At 71.8% G+C, this 26,067-nt stretch carries 18 protein-coding genes and 2 pseudogenes; 11 read left to right on the top strand and 9 right to left on the bottom strand.

The annotated features are described in order from the left end of the window. Window positions 1-264 precede the first annotated feature (264 nt). Window positions 265-813: an acyl-CoA thioesterase gene (locus EAO72_RS21840; RefSeq protein WP_148018987.1), complete on the top strand. Its 549-nt coding sequence runs from the start codon at window positions 265-267 to the stop codon at window positions 811-813. Window positions 814-834: 21 nt separating this feature from the next. Here EAO72_RS21840 and EAO72_RS21835 read toward each other — a convergent pair whose 3' ends face one another. After that, the gene (locus EAO72_RS21835) at window positions 835-2,301 is read right to left on the bottom strand and encodes an LCP family protein (protein WP_459112826.1); all 1,467 of its coding nucleotides are present in this window, start codon (window positions 2,299-2,301) and stop codon (window positions 835-837) included. A 182-nt stretch (window positions 2,302-2,483) separates the two neighbouring features. Between EAO72_RS21835 and EAO72_RS21830 the strand changes: the two genes are divergently transcribed. Then, a complete protein-coding gene (locus EAO72_RS21830) occupies window positions 2,484-3,515 on the top strand; it encodes a glycosyltransferase family 2 protein (protein WP_148018986.1) in 1,032 nt (343 codons plus the stop codon). Window positions 3,516-3,597: 82 nt separating this feature from the next. Here EAO72_RS21830 and EAO72_RS21825 read toward each other — a convergent pair whose 3' ends face one another. The 4 genes from EAO72_RS21825 to EAO72_RS21810 all read right to left on the bottom strand — a co-directional run bounded on the left by EAO72_RS21825 (window position 3,598) and on the right by EAO72_RS21810 (window position 9,671). After that, window positions 3,598-5,316, bottom strand: coding sequence for an LCP family protein (locus EAO72_RS21825; RefSeq protein WP_187285168.1), 1,719 nt, complete (start codon window positions 5,314-5,316; stop codon window positions 3,598-3,600). 49 nt (window positions 5,317-5,365) lie between these two features. Further along, a complete protein-coding gene (locus EAO72_RS21820) occupies window positions 5,366-6,904 on the bottom strand; it encodes an LCP family protein (RefSeq protein WP_148018985.1) in 1,539 nt (512 codons plus the stop codon). Window positions 6,905-7,334: 430 nt separating this feature from the next. After that, window positions 7,335-8,699 (bottom strand): LCP family protein, encoded by a 1,365-nt coding sequence (locus tag EAO72_RS21815; protein WP_148018984.1) that lies wholly within the window; start codon window positions 8,697-8,699, stop codon window positions 7,335-7,337. A gap of 222 nt (window positions 8,700-8,921) precedes the next feature. After that, window positions 8,922-9,671, bottom strand: coding sequence for a TIGR03089 family protein (locus EAO72_RS21810; RefSeq protein ID WP_148018983.1), 750 nt, complete (start codon window positions 9,669-9,671; stop codon window positions 8,922-8,924). Between the two features lie 138 nt (window positions 9,672-9,809). Here EAO72_RS21810 and EAO72_RS21805 point away from each other — a divergent pair, with 138 nt between their 5' ends. The 4 genes and pseudogenes from EAO72_RS21805 to EAO72_RS43830 form a co-directional block, all read left to right on the top strand. Continuing rightward, window positions 9,810-11,132: a peptidoglycan recognition protein family protein gene (locus EAO72_RS21805; protein ID WP_148018982.1), complete on the top strand. Its 1,323-nt coding sequence runs from the start codon at window positions 9,810-9,812 to the stop codon at window positions 11,130-11,132. A 151-nt stretch (window positions 11,133-11,283) separates the two neighbouring features. Continuing rightward, complete coding sequence (gene manB / locus EAO72_RS21800; protein ID WP_148018981.1) at window positions 11,284-12,375, top strand: mannose-1-phosphate guanylyltransferase; 1,092 nt, start codon at window positions 11,284-11,286, stop codon at window positions 12,373-12,375. A gap of 90 nt (window positions 12,376-12,465) precedes the next feature. Next, window positions 12,466-13,449 carry a DNA-3-methyladenine glycosylase family protein gene (locus tag EAO72_RS21795; RefSeq protein WP_148018980.1) on the top strand — a complete coding sequence of 328 codons (984 nt, stop codon included), beginning with the start codon at window positions 12,466-12,468 and terminating at the stop codon, window positions 13,447-13,449. Between the two features lie 150 nt (window positions 13,450-13,599). Then, window positions 13,600-13,740 (top strand): annotated as a pseudogene (locus EAO72_RS43830) (2-phospho-L-lactate transferase CofD family protein); the annotation flags it as partial. Here EAO72_RS43830 and EAO72_RS21785 read toward each other — a convergent pair. The 3 genes and pseudogenes from EAO72_RS21785 to EAO72_RS21775 form a co-directional block, all read right to left on the bottom strand. After that, window positions 13,729-14,877, bottom strand: a pseudogene (locus EAO72_RS21785) (coenzyme F420-0:L-glutamate ligase); the annotation flags it as partial. The pseudogenes EAO72_RS43830 and EAO72_RS21785 overlap by 12 nt on opposite strands. Next, a complete protein-coding gene (gene cofD / locus EAO72_RS21780; RefSeq protein ID WP_148018979.1) occupies window positions 14,874-15,830 on the bottom strand; it encodes a 2-phospho-L-lactate transferase in 957 nt (318 codons plus the stop codon). The gene cofD and the pseudogene EAO72_RS21785, both read right to left, overlap by 4 nt. 96 nt (window positions 15,831-15,926) lie before the next feature. Next, entirely contained in the window at window positions 15,927-16,415 is a 489-nt protein-coding gene (locus EAO72_RS21775; RefSeq protein ID WP_148018978.1) for a cysteine dioxygenase, read from the bottom strand. Between the two features lie 704 nt (window positions 16,416-17,119). Here EAO72_RS21775 and EAO72_RS21765 point away from each other — a divergent pair. The 3 genes from EAO72_RS21765 (at window position 17,120) to EAO72_RS21755 (ending at window position 23,322) form a co-directional block, all read left to right on the top strand. Continuing rightward, entirely contained in the window at window positions 17,120-17,383 is a 264-nt protein-coding gene (locus EAO72_RS21765; protein WP_018103995.1) for a WhiB family transcriptional regulator, read from the top strand. Window positions 17,384-17,845: 462 nt separating this feature from the next. Beyond that, a complete protein-coding gene (locus EAO72_RS21760; protein WP_148018977.1) occupies window positions 17,846-21,799 on the top strand; it encodes a glycosyltransferase in 3,954 nt (1,317 codons plus the stop codon). Then, window positions 21,796-23,322: a DUF5719 family protein gene (locus EAO72_RS21755; protein ID WP_148018976.1), complete on the top strand. Its 1,527-nt coding sequence runs from the start codon at window positions 21,796-21,798 to the stop codon at window positions 23,320-23,322. Before EAO72_RS21760 ends, EAO72_RS21755 begins: the two co-directional genes overlap by 4 nt. 68 nt (window positions 23,323-23,390) lie before the next feature. Here the strand turns inward: EAO72_RS21755 and EAO72_RS21750 are convergent, their stop codons facing one another. Further along, the gene (locus tag EAO72_RS21750; RefSeq protein ID WP_148018975.1) at window positions 23,391-23,819 is read right to left on the bottom strand and encodes a metallopeptidase family protein; all 429 of its coding nucleotides are present in this window, start codon (window positions 23,817-23,819) and stop codon (window positions 23,391-23,393) included. Window positions 23,820-24,141: 322 nt separating this feature from the next. On the opposite strand from EAO72_RS21750, the gene EAO72_RS21745 reads away from it, so the two are divergent. Beyond that, window positions 24,142-24,519 carry a DUF3499 domain-containing protein gene (locus EAO72_RS21745; RefSeq protein ID WP_187285166.1) on the top strand — a complete coding sequence of 126 codons (378 nt, stop codon included), beginning with the start codon at window positions 24,142-24,144 and terminating at the stop codon, window positions 24,517-24,519. Window positions 24,520-24,599: 80 nt separating this feature from the next. After that, window positions 24,600-25,973 (top strand): phosphomannomutase/phosphoglucomutase, encoded by a 1,374-nt coding sequence (locus tag EAO72_RS21740; RefSeq protein ID WP_148018974.1) that lies wholly within the window; start codon window positions 24,600-24,602, stop codon window positions 25,971-25,973. Window positions 25,974-26,067 lie beyond the last annotated feature (94 nt).

Here is a 26,067-nt window from a genome sequence, read left to right as displayed (position 1 = left end):
GGGCGGGGCGGCGCTGGACATGCGGCATCGAGCGGGCGCTCTCGGGCCGGTTGCTCGCGCTTCCCTGCCCGTAGCGGTTTCCGCTGCGGTCGTCGTCGGTCCAACCCTCGGGCCAATCGTTCATGCGATCCAGTGTGCAGGTCCGGGCCACCGCTCTTACAGGGTGTGAGGGAAATCGGACCAGGGCTGTTGCGAAGCTGATGCAAAGCGACGCGCCCCCGGCCCCCGCATATGACCCCATCGCGCCCGCATAAGGTGGAGGGCATGACAGATCAGGCCCCGCGCCCGGAGGGCGACATTCCGGGCAAGCCCACCGCGGCCTCCCGGACCACTCTCAGCCACATCATGACGGGCAGCGACACCAATCTGCTGGGTACGGTGCACGGCGGAGTGATCATGAAACTGGTCGACGACGCGGCGGGCGCGGTGGCCGGCCGGCACTCCGGTGGGCCCGCGGTGACCGCCTCGATGGACGAGATGGTCTTCCTGGAGCCGGTCCGCGTCGGTGACCTTGTTCACGTCCGCGCCCAGGTGAACTGGACCGGCCGCTCCTCCATGGAGGTCGGCGTCCGCGTCATGGCCGAGCGCTGGAACGAGTCGACCCCGGCCTCGCAGGTCGGCAGCGCGTACCTGGTGTTCGCCGCGGTCGACGCGGACGGCAGGCCGCGCCGGGTGCCGCCCGTGATCCCGGAGACGGAGCGCGACAACCGGCGCTACCAGGAGGCGCAGATCCGGCGCACCCACCGCCTCGCCCGGCGCCGCGCGATCAAGGAACTGCGCGAGAAGCGCGCGGCCGACGGCATCGAGGACTGAGGGCTCCGAGTCCTCGGATCGTTACGGGCAGACCACCTCGTCGCCCTTCACCGCGCCGAACCTGCCCGGATCGGGCTCCTCGGCCCGTACCCGCTCGACCTTCGCGTAGTCCGCGCCCGCCGTCACCTTCATCGTGCCGCCCTGCCCCTTCACGGCCTTCAGCTCGGCCCCCGGCAGTGCCGCCGCCAGGGACTTCGCGGACCGGTCCCAGCGCGGGTCGTACGTGACCAGGGTGTGTTTCACATCGCGCTGCGGTGCGGTGAGCGGGGCGCGGGTCGTGTCGAAGCCCGTGGCGTGCAGAGCGGCGTCCACCGTGGAGCCGAGGCCGTCCTTGGGGGTCCCGTTGTAGACCTGGACCCGGATCTGCTTCGGCGGGACGTCGACCTTCTTCGCCGGAGCCTGCTTGGGCCGGGCGACGGTCAGCGGCTTGTCGTCGCGCAGAGCCTGGAACAGCTGCTTCGACTTCTTCGCGTCCCACTTGACCGTCGAGCCGATGCCCTTGACCTGGTACGCGACGTCCCCCATCGGCACCGAGGTGAACTCCGACGAGGCGGCGGAGAAGCCCCGCATCGCCTGGCCGAGCTCCAGCATCTGCTCCGTACCGAAGCCCTTGTCGGCCCGTACCGACTTCAGCATCGTCGAGGCGACCTCACGGAACTTCACCGGGTTCAGCAGCACCCCGCTGCTTGTCGCCTGCTTGATCAGCGAGGCCATGAACTTCTGCTGGCGCTGCATCCGGCCCAGGTCGGCGGCGCCGTCGATGTGCCGGGACCTTACGTACTGGAGCGCCTGGCCGCCGTCCAGCTCATGGGTGCCGGCGGCGAGATCGAGACCGGTGTAGGAGTCCTTCATCGGCCGGGCGGTGCAGATCTTCACGCCGCCGAGGGTGTCGACCGTCGTCATGAAGCTCGTGAAGTCGACCTCCAGATAGTGGTCGATCTTGACGCCCGTCATGTGCTCGACCGTCCGCACGGTCAGATTCGGCCCGCCCTCGGCGTAAGCGGCGTTCAGCTTCACGGGGTGGGCCGCGTGCTCCTTGCCCGTCGTCGCGTCCCGGTGCTCGGGGATCTCGGCGTAGCTGTCGCGCGGCAGGCTGACGACGCTGGCGCGCTCCTTGTCCGCGGACAGGTGCACGAGCATGATCGTGTCGGTGCAGTGGCAGGGCGCACCGCCCAGCCGGTACTTCTTCTTCTCCGCCGCGGTGATCTTGTCGCGGCCGTCGGTGCCGACCAGCAGCAGATTCATGCCGTCGCCGCCCGCGGGCCGGTTCTTCATGTCCTTGAACGGGTCGATCCGGTCGATCCCGGACTCCAGGTTCGTCACCACGGCGTGGCCGATGCCGCCCGCGCCCAGCACCAGGACGGAGAGCGTGGTCGCCGCCCGCATGCCCCAGCGCGGCCTCTCGTCCCGCTTCCTCCTGGCCCGTCTGGGCTGCGGGGGAGCGGTGCGGGGCCTCGGCGGACGGGGCGAGCGGTGCGGCGTGGGCACGGGGGGACACCTCCGCGGTGCAAGGGGGACCGTTCGCACGGTAGGCCCATACGATCTCCATCCCGGGCAGCAGGCCGGCGGCGCGCGCCGCTGTCCCCCATTCGCGGTAACGTGGCGGCCGAATACGCCCGCCTGGTGGGGTGCGAGACCCCCGGCGCCCCCGAGGACCCCCCGAGGACCACATGTCTGCCGCGCAGCACCCCGCCGTCTCCGTGATCATGCCGGTCCTCAACGAGGAGCGGCATCTCCGGAACTCCGTCCGGCACATCCTGGAGCAGGAGTACGCCGGTGAGATGGAGGTGGTGATCGCGCTCGGCCCGTCCACGGACCGTACGGACGCGATCGCCGCCGAGCTGGTCGCGGAGGACCCCCGGGTCCAGACCGTGCCGAACCCCACCGGCCGCACCCCCGCCGCGCTCAACGCCGCGATCAAGGCCTCCCGCCACCCGGTGGTCGTGCGCGTGGACGGCCACGGGATGCTGTCGCCGGACTACATCGCGACGGCCGTACGCCTCCTGGAGGAGACGGGCGCGCAGAACGTCGGCGGCATCATGCACGCCGAGGGCGAGAACGCCTGGGAGGACGCCGTCGCCGCGGCCATGACGTCGAAGATCGGCGTCGGCAACGCGGCCTTCCACACCGGTGGCGAGGCGGGACCGGCCGAGACCGTGTTCCTGGGTGTCTTCCGCCGGGAGGCCCTGGAGCGGGCGGACGGCTACAACATCGAGTTCATCCGCGCCCAGGACTGGGAGCTGAACTTCCGTATCCGCGAGGCCGGCGGCCTGATCTGGTTCTCGCCCGAGCTGCGGGTGCAGTACCGCCCGCGGCCCTCCGTCCGGGCGCTCGCCAAGCAGTACAAGGACTACGGCCGCTGGCGCCACGTCGTCGCCCGCTACCACCCCGGCTCGATCAACCTGCGCTACCTCGCCCCGCCGACCGCCGTCGTCGCGATCGCGGCGGGCCTCGTGGTGGGCGCGGCGGTGACCCCGTGGGCGCTGGTCGTTCCGGCCGGCTACGTCGCGGCGATCGTCGCGGGCTCGCTGCCGGCGGGCAAGGGCCTGTCGCTGAAGGCGCGGGCACAGATCCCGGTGGCGCTGGCGACCATGCACATGTCGTGGGGCTACGGCTTCCTGACGAGCCCGCGCTCGCTGGCGAAGCGCGTCATCGCCAGCCGCCGCCCGGCCCTCACCGAGCCGGGCACGCCGGTGGCCTGAGCGGCCGGCACCGCGCAGGCGGACATACGAGAGGGGCGCCCGGTGAGAACCGGGCGCCCCTCTCGTATGTGCGGCGCGTGCGCTACATCTGGCGGTACGGCCAGTACACGTCCATGCAGTCGTCCGTCTTGGCTCCGTTGACCGACTCGGTGCCCTCCAGCGGGTCGCTGTCGTCCTCCACGGCCTTCGGGAACGTCGAGCCGGACCGCCAGTCCGAGCCGACCGTGAGCGTCAGCCCGGCCCCGTCCGGCGTCTCCGACACCGTGCTGGTCGGCATCCCCAGTGCCTTGGCGACGGACAGCGCGTCCGCCTTGCCCTGGGCGCCGGCACTGTGCGGATAGGTGACCTCGGTCGTCAGCGCCTTTCCGGGTTCGGTCGAGGTGTCCGCCTCGGTGAAGCCCTTGGCCTTCAGCAGGTCCCGGATGTCCCCGGCCCGGCCCTCCGTCGGTGCCTGGCCGTCGGCGGAGGTTCCGTTGACGACGGTCACACCGAGCGAGGCGGGAGCGCCGGCCTTCGGACCGGCCGCGACCTTCTGCGCCGCCTTGGCACGGTCCTTGGGGTCGAGCGACTGGTCGTCGCGCAGCAGCGCCCAGAGCTTGTCGGAGGCGCCGGGCTTCGGCAGCACGTGGGCCTCGGGGTTCTTCGGGTCCGGGATCCGCGGCATCGTCAGCATGTTCATCTTCTCCAGCGGCACGTTCTTGAGCTGCATGCCGAGGTCGAACAGCTTCTTCACCGTGCCGATCTCCTCCGAGACCTGGAGCGACTCGGTCGCGGTCTCGGCGAGGTTCATCAGGCGCCCGGTGTCCGTGAACGCGTTCTGGCTCTTCAGCTCGCGCAGCACGGAGTTCAGGTACATGTGCTGGGCCTTGGACCGGCCGAAGTCGCTCTCGAAGGCGTGCCGGGTGCGCAGCCACTTCAGGGCGGTCTCGCCCTGGATCTTGTGCTTGCCCGCCGTCAGCCGCAGGTGGGAGCCGCCGGGCACGTTCGGCTTGGGCACGTCGTTGACGTCCTGCTTCACACAGACCCAGGCGCCGCCCACGGCGTCGGCCATGTCCACCACACCGGCGAAGTCGACCATCATCCAGTGGTCGATGTAGACGTTGGTGAGCTGCTCCCAGGTGTCCAGCGTGCAGCCGGGGCCCCCGCGGAGCGTCTCGTTGATGAGGCCGTTGCTCGCGGGGTACTTCGTGTGAGTCTTGGGGTTCTCGCAGGCCGGGATGTCCACGCGGGTGTCCCGCGGGATGCTGACGACCGAGGCGTTCTTCCGGTCGGCCGACACATGGAGCAGCATCTGGACATCGGCGAGCGGAGTCGCGCCGACGCTCTTCTTCGACCCGCCCAGCTTCAGGTTCTCCTTGCTGTTCCGGTCGTCGGAACCGATCAGCAGGATGTTCAGCGGGGTCTGGCCCGCGGCGTTGGGCGCCTTCTTCTTCGCCGCGCTGTTGCCCGCGCTGCGTTCTCCCTTGCGGAGGTTGCTGTTCAGGTGCTCGTACCAGAGATAACCGGCCGCGCCGGTGCCGAGTATGAGGAACGCGAGCGAGAAGGCTATCCAGCGCAGGACGCGGTGCTTCTTCTTCTTGGGGGCGCGGCGGGGCCGGCCACGGCTCCGGCCGTGGCCCGCCGCTCGTCGGCCGCCACTGCCGTCGCCACTGCCGTCTCCGCTTCCGCCGGTCCCGGGTTTCGCGGCATCCTTGCCGCTGTCCCCGTCACCGTCCTCGTAGAGGTCGTCGTCCCAGCCGAGCTGGCCGGCATGACGGACGCGTGGTCGCGTCCCCTCCCCGGGCGTGCTGCTTCGTCCCACCAGGACCCCCCTGCTGTTCAGACTCGCGATATTGCGCGGTGACCTGGTGTCACTTGGCGCACACTTCCTTGTCGGCGCTGGCCTTCGGAATGTCGATCTTCGTCGGTCCGGCGATGGGGGTGCCTGCGCCCTTGAAGTCCGCCCCCAGCGTCAGCACCATCGCCTGCAGCCCCACGGCATCCTTCGTGCCCGGCTTCATCGCCGTGGCGGGAAGCCCCATCATCTCGGCGAGCGCCCGGGCCTGGTCGGCCTGGTTCGGCGCGTATTCGAGCGTCGTCTTGGCGGCCTTCGCCGGGGCGTTGGCCTTGTTCGTGGACTTCAGGACACCCTTGTTGTTCTGGAGCCAGGTAACGGTCTGCTGGGCGCCGCCGGGGATCTCGCCGCCGTTGTAGACGTCGACCCGCACATCGGCCGCCGCCGCCTTTGTTCCCTTGAGCAGCGCGTCCTGCTTGCTCTTGGCGGCCTTCTTCTGCGCGGCCACCTCGGTCAGCGAGGTGTCCTCCTGCATCATCGACAGCAGCTGGGGCGCCTTCACCGGGTCCACGACCACCGTGACCGGGGTGGGCTCCGCCGGGTTGTCGATCACCGGCAGCGTGACGAACGTGATGTTCTTCGTGTCGATCTTGGTGAGTTCCTTGGCCAGCGTGGTCAGCTTCGGCACCGAGTCGATGGCCGAGTCGACCGTCAGCGCCTTGGTCGCCGCGTCCGCCAGCTTGTACAGCTTCTTCGGGCTCGTCAGCGTGTCGTTCGACTTCATCTCGCGGACCATCGAGCCGAGGAACTGCTGCTGGCCCTTGATCCGGTCGAGGTCGCTCCCGTTGGCGTAGGCGTGCCGGGTCCGTACGAACGCCAGCGCCTCCTCGCCCTGGACGTTGTGCGGGCCCGCCGGCAGGTCGAGGTGCGACTTGTCGTCCTTGACCGCGTGGGCCAGGCAGATGTCGACGCCACCGACCGCCGTGGACAGGGTCTTCACCGCGTTGAAGTCGACCATCATGAAGTGGTCGACGCTCAGGCCGGTGAGCTCCTTGACGGTGTCCATCGTGCAGCCCGGGTCGCGGCCGTCCTGGCCGAGGCTGGTGTTGAACCGGACGTTCTGGGTTCCCGGGATGGTTTTCTCGGAACCGTCCGTCTGCTTCGCCTTGCAGTCCGGAATGTTGGTGATGAGGTCGCGGGGGATGCTCATCGCCGTGGCGTTGGTGCGGTCCTCGGACACGTGGAACAGGATGTTCGTGTCCGCGTGCCCGGTACTGCCCTTGTCGCCGTAGCCCTCGTTGCCCTTGCCGGTCCGTTTGTCGGTACCGATGATCAATATGTTGAGGGGCGCGTTGGCGGTGACGACGTCCTTGTTGCCGCGGTCGCCGATGTCCACGGAGCTCAGGTTGCCGTTGAAGTGCTGGTACAGCCAGTACCCGCCGGCGGTGGTGGCGACGAGCAGGAAGGCCATCACGCCGCCCGTCCAGAGCAGGACCTTCTTGCGACGGGTCTTGGGAGCCTTGCGCTTGCGCCTGCCCGCGGTGTTCTCGGCGGCAGCCGCGGCCTCCTGGGCACGGGTGCCGGAGGACGAACGCCGGCCACCCTGCCGCGGCACCTCACGGGCGCGGCGCGCACTCTCGCCGCCGCCTTCACGGGGAGCACCTCTGCGCCCGGAACCCCGCGGACCCGAAACTCCTGACGCCCCGGCTGAATCCCCTCCGGAATTGTTCAGTCGCAGTTCGTAGTCGCCGGTGTCCGGGTTGAGAACCCATTGGTCTGCGGGATCGATTTCTTCCGCCCGCCCACGGCCTTGTGCATCCACGGTCGCTTGAGTCCTCCGTCGGTGCCACGCGAGGCGCCTCCCCCGATAAGGCGCTCAGTCTTTCGCTCCGGAAGTGCGCGGCCGGATGGCCGGAAGCACCGGATCGCGTCACACTATCCGTCCCGTTCGCCGGCGAGCGACGGGCGTGACATATTCCACGGCCCTTACAACCGGGCATTCTTCCCATTGCACGCCGAACGTTGATGTCCGCTTGGTCATTGCTTTACTGCTTACACAGGTCCGTTGCCGCATTGTTCCCCGAGTAGGTGGGTGTGGGGGTCGGACCGGAGGCGTCGGCGGCGTCAGTGTTTTTTCCGTCGTCATCCTTCAGCTGGTCTGCGGGCACGACGGCGACGGGCTTGTCGTCGCGCAGTTGCTTGAACAGCTTGTCCGCATCCGGCTGCACCAGTTCGTCCCGGTTCGCGTTGGCGGAGTACGGCTGCCTCGGGACGGTCAGGAACTGCACCTGGTCCGTCGGTACGTTGCGCATGCCGCGCACCAGGTCGTAGAGGTCCTTGAGGCTGTCCAGGCCCGGGTCCGTGGTCAGCGCCTTGGTGGCCGCGTCGAGGACCGGGTAGAGCCGGGTGGGGTTGAGCAGGACCCCGTTGCTCTGCACCTTGTTCACCAGGGCACCCAGGAACTGCTGCTGGCGGTCCATCCGTTCGGTGTCGCTGCCGTTGCCGATGGACTTGCGGGCGCGTACGTACCCCAGTGCCTGCTCGCCGTTGAGCTTCTGGCGGCCCGCCGCGAGCTTGAGGTGGGCGGCGCTGTCGTCGATCGGCTCCTTGAGGCAGATCTCGACCCCGTCCACCGCGTTGACCATGTTCTTGAAGCCGCTGAAGTCCACGACCATGTGATGGTCGATGCGGATGCCGGTCATCTTCTCGACCGTACGGATGGTGCAGGCGGTTCCGCCGGACTCGAAGGCCCAGTTGAACTGCGCGAACTGCGGCTTACTGAGGGTTTTGTCCGGCTTGTGGCACTCCGGGATGTTCACCATCAGGTCGCGCGGGATGGACATGGCCGTGGCGCTCTTCCGGTCCGCGGCCAGGTGCAACAGGATCGTGGTGTCCGAACGCTGGCTGCCGCCGTCGTCGCGTCCGTACTTGCGGTTGTCCCCGGCGCGGCTGTCCGAGCCGATGAGCAGGATGTTCTCCGCGTTGTGGACGACGACGGAGGGACGCTCCTTCTCGTACGCCCTGAGCTCGGCGGCCGCGGAGGTGTCCGTCCGGATGTTGCCGTCCAGCTTCTTGTACAGCCACCAGCCGGCGCCCGCGGCGATGAGCACGACGAACGAGGCGCCGAGCGCGGTCCAACGCACCCAGTGGCGCTTGCGCTTGACGACGATGTCGACGGTCGCGCCCGGCCCGCCGGAGCCCTCCGGCGGCGCTCCGTGCGAAGGCCCGCTGCCGGATCCGCTGCGCGTCTCACCGCCCGGGCCGTCCTTCGGGCCGCTGCCCGGGGCGTCGTTGCCGCCGGGCGACCCGTCCGGCGCCCGCTCCTCGCCCGTATCCGGGTTGTCGGGCTTCCGGTCCCCGCCCGTGGCCGGGTCGTCGGGGTCGGCCGGCGGGCCGGCGCTTTCGGTCACGTCTGCGTCCATCCTTCACATTCGGCAGCGCGGAGGGCCGCCGGTCGCAGAAGTAGACGGCTGAACCTCACGCTTGGTTGTGCCTCGAGTGGTCTGTACCGCAGATCATGTACCGGAGTTGACGCATCGACGGGAGGGCTCGGCCCATGCTGGGCCGGACGGGTGGTCCTCGGACCGCTTGTCATACCGCGGTGTTGGCGGAAGCCACCCGCCCGTCGGCCGTCACACGCTCAGCGTGACCCGCTCGCTCTCGACACGCTGCGCCAGCCCGTCCTCGCCCAGCTGCCCGAGATGCCGGCACAGGACCACGGAACCCCCGGTGGCGAGCGGTGCGAAGAGCCCCGCGCTGAGACCGTCCCAGGTGTCGTACGTACGCCCCGACAGCAGCCGCGATCCGGCGCCCAGGCCCAGCGCCGCGCCGTCCGCACGGCTCCGCGCGACCAGCTCCGCCCCGGTGAACCCGACGCCGCCCACGGTCAGCGCCGGAGCGTCCGGGTCGACGGGCGCGAACGGGGCGAACCGGTCGCCCTGGCCCGGAACCTCGACGGCGTAGTCCGCGAAGCCCTCGGGAGCCTGCGGGAACCTCCCGCCCAGCGGGCGCAGCGCCAGCGCGATCCGCTCACCGCGGCAGGCCCGCGCGGCGTCCAGGCTGTCCGGCCCGGAGACGACGAGATCGGCGGCGGCGGGATCCCCCTGCACATCGGCGACCACGCCCACCGAGGCGCAGGCCAGCAGCCAGACCGCGGACTGCCAGTGCGCAGGCAGCAGCAGCGCGAGCCGGTCGCCGGGCTCCGCGGCGAGGTCGCCCTGCAGCAGGTTCGCCGTCTTGGCCACCCAATTGGCGAAGGTGGCCACCGACAGTTCGACCCGCTCTCCGGTGGCGTCGTCGTAGAAAGTGACCATGGGGCGGGCCGGGTCCGCGGCAAGCGCGGAACGCAGCAGGTCGGCAGGGGTGCGGTCGCTGGCGTTCATGCGCAGAAGGGTACGCGGGCGTGCCGGGCGGGGCCGGGTACGGCGGGTGCCGCGTACACCGGTTCGGCAGACGAGCCGTCAATTGGCCGGAAAAGTCCGGGTCGCCGGAGTGGTGCGCTTGTGCCCAGGATCATTTGTATGCGTGCCTTCCTTGCATCCTCCATGGGTGTCACCTGCGCGGCAGCTCTCGTCCTGCCGCTCGCCGCGCCTGCGGGCGCCGCACCCGACACCACCGCCCACCCGGCCACCGCGGGATCCGTTCCCGCCGAGGCGTCCGGACCGGCCGAAGTGCCCGGTTCGACGCAGTCCCTGGCCCTGAACCCGCCGGCCTCACCCTCCGTGAGGGCCACCGGCGCACCCGCCGCCGCGGCAGCCGAACAAGGACTGCCCGAGCGCGACGTCCGGCCGTTCTCCCTGGTCGGCGTCGTCTGGGACGACGTGAACACCGAACTCCACGGCACCGCCCAGGTCCGCACCCGGGCCACCGGCACCGACCGCTGGTCCGACTGGCAGGACCTGGAGACGCACAACGCCGAGCACTCCGCCGACGCCGGGACCGCCGAGCGCGACTCGGGTGCCGCCCGCGGCTCCACCGCCCCGCTCTGGGTCGGCGAATCCGACGGTGTCGAGGTCCGGGTACGCCCCGAGACCCCCGTCGAGGGCGCCGAGGCCCCCGTACCGCTGCCCGCCGGCCTGCACCTGGAACTCGTCGACCCCGGCAAGGACCCGCAGGAACTCCCCGCCACCGGCGCGGCGGGCGCCGACCGCGCCACCTCGCTCGGCGCCACCGTGCTCCCCGCCCTGAGCAGGGCCGAGACCGAGGAGGCCGCCGGCCTCGCGCCCGCCGCCAAGCCGTACATCGGCCCCCGGCCGCGCATCGTCACCCGCAAGGGCTGGGGCGCCGACGAGAAGCTCCGCGAGAGCGGCTTCGCTTATACGAAGAGCGTCAAGGCCGCCTTCATCCACCACAGCGCCACCGGTAACAACTACACGTGCTCCCAGGCACCCTCGGTCCTGCGCGGCATCTACCGCTACCACGTCAAGAGCAGCGGCTGGCGGGACATCGGCTACAACTTCGCCGTCGACAAGTGCGGAAACATCTACGAGGGCCGCGCCGGAGGCGTGACGAAGGCCGTCATGGGCGCGCACACCCTCGGCTTCAACACCAACACCATGGGCATCGCCGTGCTCGGCACCTTCACCTCGTCGAACCCGCCGGCCGCCGCCGTCAACGCCGTCTCCAAGCTCACCGCCTGGAAGCTCGGCCTGTTCGGCGCCAATCCGAAGGGCAAGGTCACCCTGACCTCGGGCGGCAGCAACAAGTACAAGAAGGGCAAGAAGGTCAAACTCAACGTCATCTCCGGCCACCGGGACGGATTCGCAACCGAATGCCCCGGAGCGCGTCTCTACAAGAAGCTCGGCACGGCCCGGACGAGTTCGGCCAAGCTGCAGGGCCGCTGACGCGCAAGGAGCCGTGAACCGGCGCCGGACGCGCCGGAGACCTGCTGCGGGCCGCTGACCGAAGGACCCCTCCTCCGGTCTGCATACACTGGCCAGCCGAAAGAAGCGGTTGTTCGCCGGCCCGGCCCCAGCAGGAAGCAGAGACAGTGCTGTGACAGAGGCAAAAGAAGCGATCCTCCTGGTCGGCGGCAAGGGAACCCGGCTGCGCCCGCTCACGGTGCACACCCCGAAACCCATGGTTCCGGCAGCGGGCGTCCCCTTCCTCACGCACCAGCTGGCGCGTGCCCGGGCCGCCGGGGTCGAGCACATCGTCCTCGCGACGTCGTACCTCGCGGAGGTCTTCGAGCCGCACTTCGGCGACGGTTCGTCCCTCGGCCTGCACATCGAGTACGTCACCGAACGCGAACCGCTCGGCACCGGCGGCGCCATCCGCAACGTCGCCCGGCGGCTCACCTCGGGCCCGGACGAACCGGTCCTCATCTTCAACGGCGACATCCTCACCGGCCTCGACATCCGTGCCCTGGTCACCACGCACACCGACTCCGGAGCGGACGTCTCCCTCCACCTGACCCGGGTCGACGACCCGCGCGCCTTCGGCCTCGTACCGACGGACGACACCGGCCGGGTCACCGCGTTCCTGGAGAAGCCGCAGACGCCCGAGGAGATCGTCACCGACCAGATCAACGCGGGGGCGTACATCTTCCGCAGGTCGGTCATCGACACCATCCCGGCGGGCCGCCCGGTCTCCGTGGAGCGCGAGACCTTCCCCGGACTCCTCGCCGACGGCGCCCACCTCCAGGGCATGGTCGACTCCACGTACTGGCTGGATCTCGGTACCCCGCAGGCGTTCATACGCGGCTCCGCCGACCTGGTCCTCGGCCGCGCGCCCTCCCCGGCCGTCCCCGGCCGGTGCGGCGACCGCCTCGTCCTGCCGACCGCCTCCGTCGCCCCCGACGCGAAACTCTCCGGCGGTACGGTGATCGGCGCCGACGCCGTCATCGGCGCGGGCGCCAGGATCGACGGCTCCACCGTGCTCGCGGGCGCCGTCGTCGAACCGGGCGCCGTGATCACGGACTCCATGGTCGGAGCGGGGGCCAGAATCGGCAGCCGTACGGTGCTGGTGGGCGCGGTCATCGGCGACGGGGCCAGGGTCGGCGCCGACAACGAACTGCGCGACGGCGTCCGCATCTGGTGCGGGGCACACCTCCCCGCCGCCTCGGTACGGTTCTCCTCGGACGAATGACCGGACCGGCCACTCCTCCCATGGTCTCCCCGAGTGGCCGGAATCCGCCGTACCCTCGACAGGCACCCCCGACTCCCGAGGACCTCATCCGTGGCAGGACGATTCGCTCCCCGCAGCGCCCCGCGCGCGGCCGTCCCGCACCAGGCGGCGGCGACGCCCGTCCCGGCGCCGCTGACCCGCGACTGGACCCCGCCGGGCCCGCTCGACCTGCGGCTCGTCCTCGGCCCGCTGCGCCGCGGCCCCGCCGACCCCACGTTCCGGATGTCCGCGGACGGCTCCGTCCGCCGGGCCAGCCGCACCCCCGCGGGCCCCGGCACGCTCCATGTCGTCGCCCGTGACGGCCGCATCCAGGCAGCCGCCTGGGGTCCGGGCGCGTCCTGGCTGCTGGACCAGCTCCCCACCCTGCTCGGCGAGGCGGACGACCCGGCGGCCTTCACCCCGCGCCACCGCCTGCTCGCCGTGACCCACCACCGCCGCCCGGGCCTGCGCCTGCTGCGCACCGGCCTGGTGCTGGAGTCCCTGATCCCGTCGGTGCTGGAGCAGAAGGTCACCACGGACGAGGCCTACCGCGCCTGGCGGCTGCTGGTCCGCACCTACGGAGAACCGGCGCCGGGCCCGCAGGAGTACGGCCTCTACGTCATGCCGGACGCCCGCACCTGGTCGCTGATCCCGTCCTGGGAGTGGCACCGCGCGGGCGTGGACAGCAAGCGCTCGGCGACGATCCTGCGCGCGGTCCGGGTGGCCCGCCGCATGGAGGAGGCGTCCGCCATGGAACTGCCCGAGGCCATGACCCGCCTCCAGGCGATCCCCGGCATCGGCCCCTGGACGGCCGCCGAGACCCTGCAACGGGCGAACGGCGCGGCGGACGCGGTGACGGTCGGCGACCTCCACCTGCCCGGCATCGTCGGCCACGCACTGGCCGGCAACCGGAACGCCGACGACGACGAGATGCTCGCCCTGCTCGCCCCGTACGAGGGCCAGCGCCACCGGGCCACCCGTCTGATCATGCTCTCGGACAACACCCCGTCCCGCCGGGCCCCACGCATGCAGCCGCGCAACATCGCCCGTCTGTGACACGGACTCCGTCCGCCTGCTCGTGTGGACCGGTCGGCCCCTTCAAGCCTGTCCGGCGATTGAGGACCGGGGGTCCGGGGGCAGCGCCCCCGCTCAAGCTGCTCGGCGCGGTCGCCCACCCGACCCGGGGCACGGTGGAGGTGCTCGGGCGCAGGCGGCGTCCTGGAGGCGATCGCCGGGGCCGACGTCATCCTCTTCCCGCCGTCGAACCCCGTGGTGTCCGTCGGGACCATCCTCGCCGTGCCCGGGATCCGGGAGGCCATCGCCGAGGCCGGGGTGCCGGTCGTCGGCCAGGGCCACCAGGAAGTTCTGGATCCCGGCGCCCGCGGCGACCACGAACATCTCGCGCTCCGCCCCGTCCCGCCGCGCGTCCCCGTACGTGTGGGAGCCGTCCATCACCATGCACGGCACCACCAGATACGGCGCCCGGCGCAGCACATCGCCCCGCTTCACCCGCCGCGCGATCGACTCCTCGCTCTTGCCGTCCCGCCGCAGGTCCGCGATCCACGCGTCCCGCATCGCGTCCAGCAGCCGGGTCCGGGACTCCGGAGACTCCAGCAGCACGAACCGCCACGGCGTCGTGTGATGCGGCGCGGGCGCCGTCACCGCCGCGGCCACCGCACGGCGCACCGCGCCAGGGTCCACCGGTTCGTCGGTGAACTCGCGGACCGTACGCCGCTGGGTCACCGCCTCGCGCACCGCCTCGGACGTGCCCAGCCGGAACATGTCGTCGGCCGCGACCCGCACCATCGCCCGGGCCCCCTCGGCAGCGGCCGGGTCCATGACATGGCCGAGCCCCCGGACGACCGCGACGGGCAGCCCGTCCGCCTTGCCCTTGACCAGGTCACCGGCCGAGGCCAGCTCGTCCGCCGTGGCGACGACAGTCGCGCTCAGCGGATTGCCGTACGCGTCGCTGCCGCCCCGCAGATCGTCCAGCACCCGCACCCCGGCCGCGCCGATCGCGACATCGGTCAGCCCGTTGCGCCACGGTCGCCCGAAGGTGTCCGTGACGACGACGCCGACGTCGACACCGAGCGTGTCCCGCAGCCCTTGCCTGATCGTCCGCGCCGAGGCGTCCGCGTCCTCGGGCAGCAGCAGGACCGTCCCGACGGGGGTGTTCGACGCGTCGACCCCGGCGGCCGCCATCACCAGGCCCTGCCGGTTCTCCACGATGCGGAGCGTGCCGCGCCGCGCCACCACCCGTACCGTCTCGGCGTCGATCGCCGCCTCCCGGTCGGTGGCCTCGACGATCCGGCCCTCGGCCTTGGAGACGATCTTCGAGGTGACGAGCAGCACGTCACCGTCGGCGAGACCCGGCTCGGTGGCGGCGATCAGCTTCGCGAGGTCGTCCCCGGCCCGCACCTCGGGCATCCCGGGCAGCGCCCACACCCGGTACGAGGGCGCGGCGTCCTGCCCGGCCGCGCTCATGCCCGTACCTCTTCGGCGAGCGCCAGCGCCTGCCGAGCCATCTCGGCGGTCGTGGCGACATCGGTCATCATCAGTGGCACCGAGCGGCAGCGGATGCCCGCCGCCTCCACCTCGTCCACCGCGCCCGCGTCCACGGTGTCGACGAGCCAGCCGTCGAGCAGCCCGGAACCGTAGTGCTGGGCGACCGCCGCGGCCGTCGAATCGACGCCCACCGCGGCCAGGACCTTGTCCGCCATCCCGCGCACCGGCGCGTCACCGACGATGGGGGAGAGGCCGACGACCGGCACCCCGGCCTCGGCGATGGCCTCCCGGATCCCGGGCACGGCGAGGATGGTCCCGACGGACACCACGGGGTTCGACGGCGGGAAGAGGATGACGTCGGCCCCGGCGATCGCCTCCAGGACGCCCGGCGCCGGCTTGGCCTGCTCGGCGCCGACAGGCACGATCGCCTGCGCGGGGACGGAGGCGCGCAGCTTCACCCAGTACTCCTGGAAGTGAATGGCCTTGCTCTCGCCGTCGACGTCGACCGCCACATGCGTCTCGATCCGGTCGTCGGACATCGGCAGCAGCCGGACCCCCGGCTTCCAGCGCGCACAGAGCGCCTCGGTGACGGCGCTCAGCGGATAGCCCGCGCCGAGCATCTGCGTACGGACGATGTGGGTGGCGAAGTCACGGTCGCCGAGCCCGAACCACTCGGGGCCGACGCCGTAGGCGGCGAGTTCCTCCTTGACGTGGAAGGTCTCGTCGGTACGGCCCCAGCCCTGCTCCTCGTTGATGCCACCGCCGAGGGTGTACATCACGGTGTCGAGGTCGGGGCAGACCTTGAGGCCGAACAGATGGATGTCGTCACCGGTGTTGCCGATCACCGTGATGTCCGCGTCGGGCGCGGCCTCCTTGAGGCCACGCAGAAAACGAGCACCACCGATACCGCCGGCCAGAACCACAATGCGCATGCGATCAGTCTGTCAGGCGAAGCCTGATCCTTGTCGGGGTGGTGGCGGGTGACGGGTGGGACTGCTGGGAGGAACGCGGTTGGTGGAGTCGGCCCTTCAGAGGGCGACGGCCGCCGCGCACTGCGCGGTGTGCATCGGCATGTCGGTCAGGCCCGGGTAGTAGACGTGCAGGCTGACGGCCGGTTCGAGGGAGTCGTTGGCCACCTCGTGGACGTAGCCGGGGGCGAAGACACGCTGGGAACCGGCGTCCAGAGTCCGCCGGCCGCGGTCCGTACGCTCGGTCAGTTCGCCGTCCAGCACGGTCAGCACGCCGGAGGACGGCCCGTGGTCGTGCAGGCCGCTGCCCTGGCCGGGGACCCAGCTGAGCAGCCAGATCTCGTAGCCGGGTCCGGTGCGGAGCCGGTGGTACCAGCGGGTGGTGGCGTCGTACCGGACGAGGTGGGCCCACTGGGAGCGGTCGGCGGCGATGGAGCGGGCCAGCCCGACGAATTCCGCGACGGTGGCGGGGTGTTCACGGGCGGGGCGCAGGAGGTGCTGGACCTCGAGGAGGTCGCCGGCGATCTGGAGGTCGCTGTCGCTGTTCATGGCTGCGGTGGTTCCTCGGCAGGGGTGCAAGTGGCGCGGTGCGGATGCAGGGGTGTCGCAGGACCTGGGAGCCGGGTGACCGCGGAGGCGGGAAGCAGCGCGGAGGAGGGCCGGGGGTCCGGGAGGAGCTGTGTCGGGCTGGAGCGCGAGGGCTTCAACAGCTGAGACAGCTGGAACAGCAACAGCGGGCCTGAACAGCGCTGCGGAACCCACGGATGTGGGTGGTGCGCATGGCTGAGGTCGCTGGCATGACATCAAGGAGAACCGGAGAATCGCCGACTGTCAACCCAATGACCGATTTGGGGCTAATGTTTCACCTCATCCGGTTACTCCATGCGGAGAAAGGTTTATGCACCTCCCGCACTGGAGATGTGGCGCAACAACCGCCGCGGCAAACGCGGTCGAGCCCCTGTGACCCGACTGTGATCTTGATCGCTTCGGTGATCGAATCGCAACGTGTGCGCCCTCCCGGGAGTTCTTCCCTGTGGCGGGCGAGGGTGTGGCGAAACCCCTGGCATATGTCAGGTTTTTGGTGATTTGCACACTTTACGCATACGCTTGGTTCCGCAGAGTGAATACCGGGCCCAATAGCAGATCTGAGCTTGACTGGCCCGAAGCTACACACTTGTAATTTCACTCGTGTCGTTCGGCCGATTCGATAACGGCCGCATCACGGGGACGCAAGAGACAGACGAGGGGCGCACATGACCGAGCTGTTCCAGCAACTGCTGGTCGAGGACGCGGACGAGGAACTCGGCTGGCAGGAGCGCGCACTGTGCGCCCAGACCGATCCCGAGTCCTTCTTCCCCGAGAAGGGCGGATCCACCCGCGAGGCCAAGAAGGTCTGCCTCGCCTGCGAAGTCCGGTCCGAATGCCTGGAGTACGCCCTTTCCAAGGACGAGCGATTCGGCATCTGGGGCGGCCTCTCCGAGCGGGAGCGACGGCGCCTCAAGAAGGCCGCGGTCTGACCCGGCTCCCTCCGCGAACGCCCCGGCCCGAAGGCCGCCTGCGAGATACCGGAACCCGGCCCGAAGGCCGCCCGCGAGAAAGCGGACCCCGGGAACGGGCCGCTCCCCGGACCGGCGGCCGACCGCCGACGCCCATGGCCCGCCGCCTGCACCCTGCCCGCAGGCGGCGGGCCATTGCCGTACCCCGGCCGCTCCGCCGCCTCACCCCGGCGTCCCGCTGCCGTACCGCCGGCGTCCCGCCCCGCCCCCGGCACCCTCCGTCGCCGTGCCGGACCCGGGTGCGGGCCGTCCTCCACCGCTGCGCCGCCGCTCTCGTTCGGCCGCTCCGCGCCACCCCGGTTATCCGTACCGTTAGTGTGGGGCCCCGTCCGAGACGCGCCAACGACCCGACAGGGCGCGCGTGTACACCGATGCAGCCCCCGGGGGACGTCCCCCGGACCCGGCCGGAGGGCCCGTACCTCGATGTCCGTGCACAGCCAAGCAACGGCGCCGTACGCGGCCGCCGCCGCCCCAGAGTTCCCCCGGCACGTCGTCACCGCCGTGCTCGTCTCCCACGACGGCGCACGCTGGCTGCCCGACGTGCTCGCCGGGCTGCTCGGGCAGGAACGCCCCGTACAGAACGCCGTCGCCGCCGACACCGGCAGCGCCGACGACTCCGCGCGCCTGGTCACCGAGGCGCTCGGCGCCGACCGCGTCCTGCACCTCGCGCGGCGTACGGGCTTCGGCACGGCCGTCGACGAGGCGAGCCGCACCGCCGGCGTCCTGACTCCGGACGACCTGCCGTACCTGAAGCGCCCGAGCGGCTGGGACCCCGTCACCAGGTCCTGGCGCGACGACGCCTACGACCTGCCGGACCTGCCGCACGGCGAACCGGTGCAGTGGCTCTGGCTGCTGCACGACGACTGCGCCCCCGAGCCCGACGCGCTCGCCGAGATGCTGCGCGTCGTCGACAACGACCAGCACGCCGCGATCGTCGGCCCCAAGCTCCGCGGCTGGTACGACCGCCGGCAACTCCTCGAAGTCGGCGTCTCGATCGCCAACAGCGGACGCCGCTGGACCGGCCTCGACCGGCGCGAGCAGGACCAGGGCCAGCACGACCAGGTCCGTACCGTCCTGTCCGTCTCCACCGCGGGCATGCTGATCCGCCGGGACGTCTGGGAGGAGCTCGGCGGCTTCGATCGCCGGCTGCCCCTGATGCGCGACGACGTCGACCTGTGCTGGCGCGCCCACATGGCAGGACACCGGGTGCTGATCGCGCCCGACGCCGTCCTGCGGCACGCCGAGGCGTCCGCCCGCGAACGCCGCCCCATCGACTGCGCCGGCCGCTCGGTCTCCAGCCCGCACCGCGTCGACAAGGCCGGCGCCGTCTACACCATGCTCGTCAACGCTCCCGGCAAGCGGCTGCCCTGGGTGCTGCTCAGACTCGTGCTGGGCACGCTGCTGCGTACGCTCGCCTATCTCGTCGGCAAGGTGCCCGGCCAGGCACTCGACGAGGTCACCGGCCTCCTCGGCACCCTGCTGCGCCCCGGCCGGATCCTCACCGCCCGGCGCGACCGCGGCAAGGGCGTCGTCGACCCGGCCGAACTGCGCGGCCTCTTCCCTGCCCCCGGCGCCACCGTCCGCGCGACCGTGGAACAGGTCGCCGGGAACTTCGGCGGCGGCGCGGAGACCGAGTCCGGCGGCTCACGGCACGGAGCCGTCGAGTCCGGCCCGGGCGGCGACGACGCCGACTTCCTGGAGATCGACCAGTTCGCCAGGCTGAAGCGCGTCGGGCGCAAGCCGGGCCCGGTCCTCTTCGCCCTCCTGCTCCTCGTCTCGCTCGTCGCCTGCCGCAGCCTCCTGGGCGGCGGAGCCCTGGCCGGAGGCGTCCTGCTGCCCGCACCCGGCGACGTCTCCGACCTGTGGGGCCGTTACGCGGACGGGTGGCACACCGTCGGTACCGGCGGTACCCAGACCGCACCGCCCTACCTGGGCGTCATCTCGGCCCTGTCCGCGCTGTTCCTGGGCTCCACCGGCTTCGCGCTCACCCTGCTGCTGGTCTGCTCGGTCCCGCTCGCCGGACTCACCGCGTACTTCGTCTCCCGTCCGCTGCTTCCGTCGCGGCTGCTGCGGGCCTGGGCCAGCGTCGCGTACGCCTTCCTGCCCGCCGCGACGGGCGCCCTGGCGACCGGCCGTCTGGGTACCGCCGTCCTCGCCGTCCTGCTTCCGCTGATCGCCCGCGCGGCCGTCTCCGCGCACGGCATGCGAAGCGGTGGCGGTGACAGCCGCGGCAGCTGGCGCGCCACCTGGGCGTACACCCTGCTGCTCACCCTCGCGATGGCGTTCACCCCCATCGTCTGGCCGCTCGCCGTGGTCCTCGGCATCGGCGTGCTGGCCCTGCGCCGCCGCGACATCACGGCCTACGGCCTCCGCTTCCTCGCCGCGGTCGGCACCCCCCTGCTGGTTCTCGCGCCCTGGTCGCTCTCGCTCCTGACGAGCCCCTCGTCGTTCCTGAAGGAAGCGGGACTGGAGACCGGTTCGGGCTCGGCCTCCGCGCTGGACCTCCTCGGGATCAGCCCCGGCGGCCCGAAGGCGGCCGGTGGCGTCCTGCTCCTCGGCATCGTGCTCGCGGCCCTGGCCGCGCTGCTGCGCGGGGAGCGGCAGTTCGCCGCCCGGACGGCCTGGGCCGTCGCCCTGGTGGCCCTGGCCTTCGCCGGGCTGGCCAACGGCTCCGGCTGGGCCGGACCCGCCACCCTCGTCTACGGCGCCGCGCTCATCGCCGCCGCGCTGGTCGGCGCGGACGGCGCCCGCATCCGCGTCGCCGAGCTCAGCTTCGGCTGGCGCCAGCCGGTCGCGGTCCTGATCGCGCTGGCCGCCGGGGTGGCCCCCGTGCTGGCCGCCGCCGGCTGGATGATCGGCGGCGCCGCGGGACCCCTGGAGCGCCGCGACCCGGTGCAGGTGCCCGCGTTCGTCGCCGAGGAGAGCAGCACCCGGGACCAGCCGCGCACCCTGGTGCTCGGCGGCACCTCGCCCGGCTCCGTCGCGTACACCCTGATCCGCGGCTCCGGCGCACGCCTGGGCGATGCCGAACTGGCCGCGGCGGGCGACGGCAACAGCTACCTCGACAAGGTCGTCGCCAACCTGGTCGCGGGCTCCGGCGCCGACCAGGGCAGCCAGCTCCGCAGCTTCGCCATCCGTTACGTCCTCGTCCGGGACGGGGCACCGAAGCAGATGAGCCGGGTCCTCGACGCGACGCCCGGCCTCAGGCGCCTCAGCCAGCTGGACGGCAGCGCGCTCTGGCAGGTGGACCGACAGGTCGCCCGCGTCATGATCGTCCCGGCGGCCGCCGCCGCCGAGCAGCTCCCGGTCGGCTCCGGGCCCGTCGAGGCGCACACCGAGATCGAGCCGGGCGGCGCGGGCCGGGTGCTGCGGATCGCCGACGCCGCCGACCCCGGCTGGCAGGCCACGCTCGACGGCCGGCCGCTGACCCGCAAGACCGTCGACGGCTGGGCGCAGGGCTTCGAACTCCCCGCCGAGGGTGGCAAGCTCGACCTCACCTACGAGACGCCCTTCACACACTCCGTGTGGATCTGGATCCAGGCCGCGCTCACCGTGGTCCTGCTGGTCCTGGCCCTGCCGGGCCGCCGCCGGGAGATCGACGACGACCTGCCCGAGGCGGACGCACCGGTCCCCGCCGAGCCGGTCGCCGGTGAGGGGCGCCGGGCCCGCAGGCTGCGAGCGGCCGCGCTGGCGGAGGGTGAGGGCGACGAAGGCGAGAGCTTCGACGCCGGCGAGCCCGCGGCCGCACGGGAGCGGGCGGAACACGTCCCCGCCCAGCAGACCGGCCTGCCCCCGGGGCAGGAACCGCTCGACACCGGCCACCACACCGACGCCGGCCAGGACGCCTTCGTGCCCCAGCCGACCGACGCCGACACCGGCCAGGACGTCTTCGTCCCCCAGCAGACGGACGGCGACACCGGCCAGTACGCGGCGGTGCCGCAGCAGCAGTACGGGGAATGGGACACCCAGCAGTACCAGGGCGCCGGCTACGCGCAGTACCCGGAGGGCCAGTACCAGCAAGGCCAGTACCCGGAGGGCCAGTACGGTGCCGCGCAGCAGCAGCCCGACGGCGCCGCAGGCTACGACGCGTACGGCTATCCGCAGCAGCAGGGCGAGTACCCCCCGTACGCCCAGGGTCAGTACGGCAGCCTTCCGTCGCAGGACAACGGCGGTCAGTACGACCCCGACGGCCAGTACGGCAACAACGCCCCGTACGACGCCGGCCAGTACGGCACGGGTCAGTACGGCACCCAGGGCGCCTACGGCGAGCAGAACGCGTACGACCCGCAGAACCCCGACGAGAACCCCGACGGGAACCAGGCCCCGGGCCAGAACCCGTGGCCGACCCGTAACGCATCGCGAGGCGAGTCCGAGTGAAGTCCACCAGCCTGTCCCTCATCGCCGGGGCCGTCGCCCTCGCCGCCGTCACCGGATTCGCCGCGGTCACCGCGCCGGACGGCGGTGGCACGACGACGGCGAAGGCGGCCACCCGGCTGCCCGTCGAACGTTCCAGCCTGCTCTGCCCCGCCCCGGGCCTGTCCGACCTCGCGGAGACGGAGTACACCTCCTTCACCCCGGCGACGAAGAGCGGTGCCGCCGCGGGACCGGCCGGCACGGCCGAACTCCTGTCCACGGTCGTCAAGGACGCGGCCAAGGACACCGCGAAGGACAAGGACAAGAAGACCGGGAAGGCGGACCCGGACAAGCCGGTCGTCCTCCTCAAGGAGCCCGGCAAGCCGGCCACCGCCGAGGTGTCCGGCGCGGACGCCCCGGCCCTCGTCGGCACCGCCACGGGCCGGCTGGCCCCCGGCTGGACCGCCCAGCAGACCACCACCGTCGAGGCGGGCGACGCCCGCGGGCTGCTCGGGACCGGCTGCACCGTGCCCGACACCGACTTCTGGTTCCCGGCGGCGAGCACGGCGAAGTCCCGCGAGGACTACGTCCATCTCACCAACCCGGACGACACCGCCGCAGTCGCCGACATCGAGCTGTACGGTCCGGAAGGCCCGCTCAAGTCCGAGGTGGGCGAAGACATCACGGTGCCCGCCCGGTCCGGCATCCGCGTCCTCATCTCGACGCTGACCAACAAGGCCGAGGACGATGTGACCGTCCATGTCACCACCCGGAGCGGCCGCGTCGGGGCGGTCGTCAGGACCGCGGACGACAAGAGCGGCAGCGACTGGCTCGCCGCCTCCACCGAGCCGGCGAGCACCCTCGTCCTGCCCGGCATCCCGGCGGACGCGACCTCGGTGCGGCTGGTGGCCTTCGCCCCCGGTGAGGACGACGCCGACCTCACGGTGAAGCTGCTCGGCAGGACGGGCGCGATCTCACCGGCGGGCAACGAGGAACTCCACGTCAAGTCGCAGATGACCGTGGGCGTCGACCTGAAGGCCCTGACCAGGGGCGAGCCCGGCTCCCTGCTCCTGTCCCCCGCCGAGAAGGGCAAGGCCACCCCGGTGGTGGCCGCCCTGCGGGTGGTCCGCGGCAAGGGCGACAAGCAGGAGGTCGGCTACATCCCGGCGACGGGCCCGGTGGGCGCGCAGGCGACCGCCGCCGACAACCGGGCGAAGGGATCCGTCCTCTCGCTGACGGCCCCCGGCGCCGCCGGCACCGTGAAGGTCACGGCGTCCGCGGGCAGCAAGGGCGGCACCCCGGTCAGCAAGACGTACAAGGTCGCCGCCGGTACGACCCTCGCGGTCATCCCGCCCGTACCGGCCGGGCTCAAGGGCACGTACGCGCTGACCGTCGAGACGCAGTCGGGCGGCCCGGTCCACGCCGCCCGCACGCTGACGGTCCCGATGGACGGCATCCCGATGTTCACGGTGCAGACGCTGCCCGACGACCGCGGAACGGTCGAGGTGCCGGCCGCCGAACAGGACCTGTCGGTCCTGGACGACTGACGCCGTACGGGGGCGGGCCGCATGACGGCCCGCCCCCGCCCCCGTACGGCCGCCCACTCCTGCCCGTACTACTCCTGCCCGTACCGGGGATCGACCGACTCGGGCGAGAGACCGAGCAGCTCCGCGACCTGCTCGACCACGACCTCGTGCACCAGCAGCGCACGCTCGTCACGGCTCTTGGTGCGGATCTCGACGGGGCGGCGGTAGATGACGATCTGCGCCGGCCGTTCCTTCTCCGCGGACAACGCGCTTCCCAGCGGCACGGTCTCCTCCGACGTCCCCGGCACGTCGAGGACCACGAAGTCGACCTCGGCCAGCTGCGGCCAGCGCCGCTCCAGCCGCTCCACCGAGTCCTGCACCAGATCGCGGAAACTGTCCGCCCTGCTGGCCGACAGCGGCACCTGGGGAGGGGCGACGGGGCCGCGCATGCCGCGGCCGTGCCGGTCACGGCGCCGAGGCCGGGGCTCGGACGGGAGGGGAGGTACGGGACTGTCCATCACTGACGCAGCGTAACCCTCCGGCGGGCGAGGGGCCCGAGGCCGACCGGGCAGGAACCGGCCTGATCGTTCCTGACCGATCCGGCCATGGGGCGACCCGTTTCAGGCCTCGCTCGTGATCGGGGATTCTCTGTCGTATGACAGGTTTTGCGCCGGGTGGTGACCGGAATCGGTGCCGCCGCGACTTGGCCCCCTCTCCTCCCGTGCAGGTCAGGGGAGTTGCCCGGGGCCAGTCTGTGCCCGAGCTCACAGGGCGACACGGTGGGGTGAGCCGGGGGAGAGTCGTCGCAGCCCGCTCAAGAGTGCGGTACCGTCCAACATCGTGAGCCCTGTACGTCGCTGTTCGCGCACCGCGTGCGGCCGCCCTGCCGTCGCGACACTGACGTACGTCTATGCCGACTCGACTGCGGTCCTCGGCCCGCTCGCCACCTACGCCGAGCCCCATTGCTACGACCTCTGTGCCGAGCACAGTGAGCGCCTGACCGCGCCCCGTGGCTGGGAGGTCGTCCGGCTCTCCGACCCCTCCGCGCCCGCCCGCCCCAGCGGCGACGACCTCGAAGCGCTGGCCAACGCCGTACGGGAGGCCGCGCGTCCCCAGGACCGCGCCGACGGCGCCAGGGGCGGCGGCCCGCGCACCGCCGACCCGATGGAGGTCGGCCGCAGAGGCCACCTGCGCGTGCTGCGCTCCCCCGACTCCTGAGCGGCTGCCGCCCGGAGCGTGAGGCGATCCGGGCCGCCGGGTAGTTTGGCGGTCCGAAGAGACCTCAGGAGGAACGGCCCGTGACCGCAGATCTGTCGCAGCTCGTGAAGGCCTACGACGTGCGCGGAGTCGTGCCCGACCAGTGGGACGAGGCGATGGCCGAGCTGTTCGGGGCGGCGTTCGTCGAGGTGACGGCCGCGGACGCGATCGTCGTCGGCCATGACATGCGCCCCACGTCGCCCGCCCTGTCGGGAGCCTTCGCCCGGGGCGCGGCCGCCCGCGGAGCCGGCGTCACCATGATCGGTCTCTGCTCGACCGACCAGCTGTACTACGCGTCGGGGTCACTGGACCTGCCGGGCGCGATGTTCACGGCCTCGCACAACCCGGCGCGGTACAACGGCATCAAGATGTGCCGGGCCGGCGCCGCTCCCGTGGGCCAGGACACCGGCCTGGCCGAGATCCGCACGCTGGTCGAGAAGTGGTCGGAGACCGGCGCACCGCAACCGGCCACCGCCCCCGGCACGGTGACCGCACGCGACACGCTCACCGACTACGCCGCCCACCTGCTCTCCCTCGTCGACCTGTCCGCGATCCGGCCCCTGAAGGTGGTCGTGGACGCGGGCAACGGCATGGGCGGCCACACGGTCCCGACGGTCTTCGCGGGCCTGCGGCTCGAACTCGTCCCGATGTACTTCGAGCTGGACGGCACGTTCCCGAACCACGAGGCGAACCCGCTCGACCCCGCGAACATCGTCGACCTCCAGGCCCGGGTGGTGGCCGAGGGCGCCGACCTCGGCCTGGCCTTCGACGGGGACGCGGACCGCTGCTTCGTCGTGGACGAGCGCGGCGCGGGCGTCTCCCCGTCGGCGATCACGGCCCTGGTCGCGGCCCGGGAACTGGCCCGCAACGGCGGCCGTGGCACGGTCATCCACAACCTGATCTCCTCTCTCTCGGTCCCGGAGGTCGTACGCGAACACGGCGGCACCCCGGTCCGCACCCGGGTCGGCCACTCCTTCATCAAGGCGGAGATGGCCGCACACGGCGCGATCTTCGGCGGCGAGCACTCGGCGCACTACTACTTCCGCGACTTCTGGAACGCCGATACGGGCATGCTCGCCGCCCTCCACGTCCTGGCCGCCCTCGGCGGCCAGGAGGAGCCCCTCTCGGCGCTGGTGGCCCAGTACGACCGCTACACCGACTCGGGCGAGATCAACTCCACGGTCGACGACCAGCAGGCCCGCACGGCCGACGTCCGGACCGCCTTCGCCACCCGCGAGAACGTGACCACCGACGACCTGGACGGCCTCACGGTCACCTCCCCGGACTGGTGGTTCAACCTCCGCCCGTCGAACACGGAGCCGTTGCTGCGCCTGAACGTCGAGGCCGGCGACGAGGAAACGATGACGGCGGTACGCGACGAGGTCCTCACCCTGATCCGCAGGCCATCCCGCTAACCCCCCCCAGGGCCCCCGCCGTCGGCCCTTTCAGCCCCTCCGGCGTTTGAGGAGCGGGGTCCGGGGCGGAGCCCCGGTTACGGGAAGGGGCGGG

The organism is Streptomyces sp. OR43, from assembly GCF_008042275.1.
Lineage (GTDB): Bacteria > Actinomycetota > Actinomycetes > Streptomycetales > Streptomycetaceae > Streptomyces.
Note: the sequence above shows the minus strand (reverse complement) of the source record. Positions and strands in the feature narration are given on the sequence as shown.